The organism is Chryseobacterium sp. MDT2-18 (assembly GCF_030815285.1).
GTDB classification, from domain to species: Bacteria; Bacteroidota; Bacteroidia; order Flavobacteriales; family Weeksellaceae; genus Kaistella; species Kaistella salivictor.
Window position 1 is genome coordinate 1 of record NZ_JAUSWQ010000024.1, and the last position, 3,412, is coordinate 3,412.

Sequence of the window (3,412 nt, forward strand, 5' to 3'; positions counted from 1 at the left end):
AGCAAGCACAGAAGATATTTACAATATAGAATTAAGAATGATGCCAGAGGAGGCAGGATAGACATAATAGAATGTTTATTATAAGGAGCGATACCTTAATTATTCACGTATTAAGCGTTTAGTTTAAAAGTTACGGAAAGAGCCAAAAACAATTTCTGTTCATTAGACGATTAATAAGATATAAGATCATTGACATAAACGATAAGAACATCACAAAGAGAAAACCGAGCACTTTCGAGTGCCGAGTTTAAATAAAACTAGTCTAACAGCAATGTTAGACAAAAAACTGAACTAATATATTATTAGGAAAGAAATCGTTAAGGGCGTATGGCGGATGCCTAGGCTTTCAGAGGCGACGAAGGACGTGGTAAGCTGCGAAAAGCTGCGGGGATCGGCACACACGAATTGATCCGCAGATGTCCGAATGGGGCAACCCGGCTGGTTGAAGACCAGTCACTCTAATTTATTAGAGAGCAAACCCGGAGAACTGAAACATCTAAGTACCCGGAGGAAAAGAAATCGAAGAGATTCCGTAAGTAGTGGCGAGCGAACGCGGATTAGCCCAAAAGTCTTTATATGTTTAGAAGAATGTTCTGGAAAGAACAGCCATAGACGGTGATAGCCCGGTATTTAAAAGGCATACATAGATGATAAATGAGTAGGGCGGGACACGTGAAATCCTGTCTGAATATGGGGGGACCATCCTCCAAGGCTAAATACTCCTGAAAGACCGATAGTGAACAAGTACTGTGAAGGAAAGGTGAAAAGCACTTCGAATAGAAGGGTGAAAGAGAACCTGAAACCGTACGCCTACAAGCGGTCGGAGCCCACAAGTTGGGTGACGGCGTGCCTTTTGCATAATGAGCCTACGAGTTAATTTTACTAGCGAGCTTAAGTACTTCAGGTACGGAGGCGGAGCGAAAGCGAGTCTGAATAGGGCGCTTAGTTAGTAGTATTAGACGCGAAACCTTGTGATCTACCCATGGGCAGGTTGAAGCTTTGGTAACACAAAGTGGAGGACCGAACCGGTTGACGTTGAAAAGTCTTCGGATGACTTGTGGGTAGGGGTGAAAGGCCAATCAAACTGGGAGATAGCTCGTACTCCCCGAAATGCATTTAGGTGCAGCGTTGCGACAAGTTTATTAGAGGTAGAGCTACTGATTGGATGCGGGGGAGTCAAATCCTACCAATTCCTGACAAACTCCGAATGCTAATAAATGTTTCGCAGCAGTGAGGGCATGGGTGCTAAGGTCCATGTCCGAGAGGGAAAGAACCCGGACCAACAGCTAAGGTCCCCAAATCTATACTAAGTTGAAATAACGCGGTTGAACTGCATTGACAGCTAGGATGTTGGCTTGGAAGCAGCCATTCATTTAAAGAGTGCGTAACAGCTCACTAGTCGAGCGGTTCGGCATGGATAATAATCGGGCATAAGTATAGTACCGAAGCTATGGATTTATAATTTTTGAATTATATCTGGTAGGGGAGCATTCTGTTTGCGCCGAAGCAGTGTCGTGAGATGTTGTGGAGCGGACAGAAAAGAAAATGTAGGCATAAGTAACGATAAAGGGGGCGAGAAACCCCCTCACCGAAAGACTAAGGTTTCCTCAGCCATGCTAATCAGCTGAGGGTTAGTCGGGACCTAACGCGAACCCGAAAGGGGAAGTGGATGGATAATGGGTTAATATTCCCATACTTGCTCACACTAAAAAGGGGACGGAGTGCCGTACTTACTGGAGACTGACGGAATAGTCAAGACCTAGCCTTCGGGCGAAGTTGTTGTAGGGAAAGTGCTTCCAAGAAAAGCCGAAGTGAAGCAACTCGTACCAAAACCGACACAGGTAGTCGAGGAGAGAATCCTAAGGTGCTAGAGTGAATCATGGTTAAGGAACTAGGCAAAATAGTCTCGTAACTTCGGAAGAAGGGACGCCAGCAGCAATGCTGGCCTCAGTAAAGAGGCCCAGGCGACTGTTTATCAAAAACACAGGACTCTGCTAAATCGAAAGATGCTGTATAGGGTCTGACACCTGCCCGGTGCTGGAAGGTTAAGGAAGGTTGTTAGGGTAACCGAAGCAATTAACTGAAGCCCCAGTAAACGGCGGCCGTAACTATAACGGTCCTAAGGTAGCGAAATTCCTTGTCGGGTAAGTTCCGACCTGCACGAATGGTGTAACGATCTGGGCACTGTCTCAACCATGAGCTCTGTGAAATTGTAGTCTCGGTGAAGATGCCGAGTACCCGCAATGGGACGAAAAGACCCTGTGAACCTTTACTATAACTTCGTATTGACTTTGAATAAACAATGTGTAGGATAGGTGGGAGACTTTGAAGCTGGCACGCTAGTGTCGGTGGAGTCAACGTTGAAATACCACCCTTTGTTTATTTGGAGCCTAACTTCTGAAAAGAAGGACATTGCGTGGTGGGTAGTTTGACTGGGGTGGTCGCCTCCAAAAGAGTAACGGAGGCTTTCAAAGGTACCCTCAGCACGCTTGGTAACCGTGCGTAGAGTGTAATGGCATAAGGGTGCTTGACTGTGAGACCTACAAGTCGATCAGGTGCGAAAGCAGGACATAGTGATCCGGTGGTTCCGTATGGAAGGGCCATCGCTCATAGGATAAAAGGTACTCCGGGGATAACAGGCTAGTCTCCCCCAAGAGCTCATATCGACGGGGAGGTTCGGCACCTCGATGTCGGCTCGTCACATCCTGGGGCTGGAGAAGGTCCCAAGGGTTGGGCTGTTCGCCCATTAAAGTGGCACGCGAGCTGGGTTCAGAACGTCGTGAGACAGTTCGGTCTCTATCTATTGCGGGCGTTAGATGTTTGAGAGGGCTTGAATCTAGTACGAGAGGACCGATTTGAACAAACCTCTGGTGTATCAGTTGTTCCGCCAGGAGCACCGCTGAGTAGCTACGTTTGGAAAGGATAAGCACTGAAAGCATATAAGTGCGAAACCTGCCTCAAGATGAGACATCTTTTAAGGGTCGTTGGAGATGACAACGTTGATAGGCTATAGGTGTAAAGGCAGTAATGTCATAGCCGAGTAGTACTAATTACCCGTAGATTTATTGCCTAATTAAGGTACTTGGAAGTGCAACAAGGTTTGCTCTTTGTGAACGTTTTTATCGATTTTTTAGTTAGACTAAAAGATGATAGACGGATAGATGATAGACCACGGTCTACTACCTACCACCTAGCATCTATAACCTACTAATATACATATACTGTACAACCTTTTGTACAAAACAACCTTTAGGGTGGTTTTAGCAGAGGGGCTCACCTGTTCCCATTCCGAACACAGAAGTTAAGCCCTCTAGCGCCGATGGTACTGCTAACGCGGGAGAGTAGGTCGCCGCCAGTTTTTTAAAAGCTCATCAATTTATTTTGATGGGCTTTTTTTGTGACCTGAAATCAG

Annotated in this window: 2 rRNA genes; both read left to right on the forward strand. The window is 46.1% G+C overall.

Annotation, left to right across the window (positions count from 1 at the left end):
* Positions 1-307 precede the first annotated feature (307 nt).
* Positions 308-3,070 (forward strand): 23S ribosomal RNA (locus QF004_RS13845).
* Between the two features lie 180 nt (positions 3,071-3,250).
* Positions 3,251-3,358: ribosomal RNA gene (gene rrf / locus QF004_RS13850) — 5S ribosomal RNA — on the forward strand.
* Positions 3,359-3,412 lie beyond the last annotated feature (54 nt).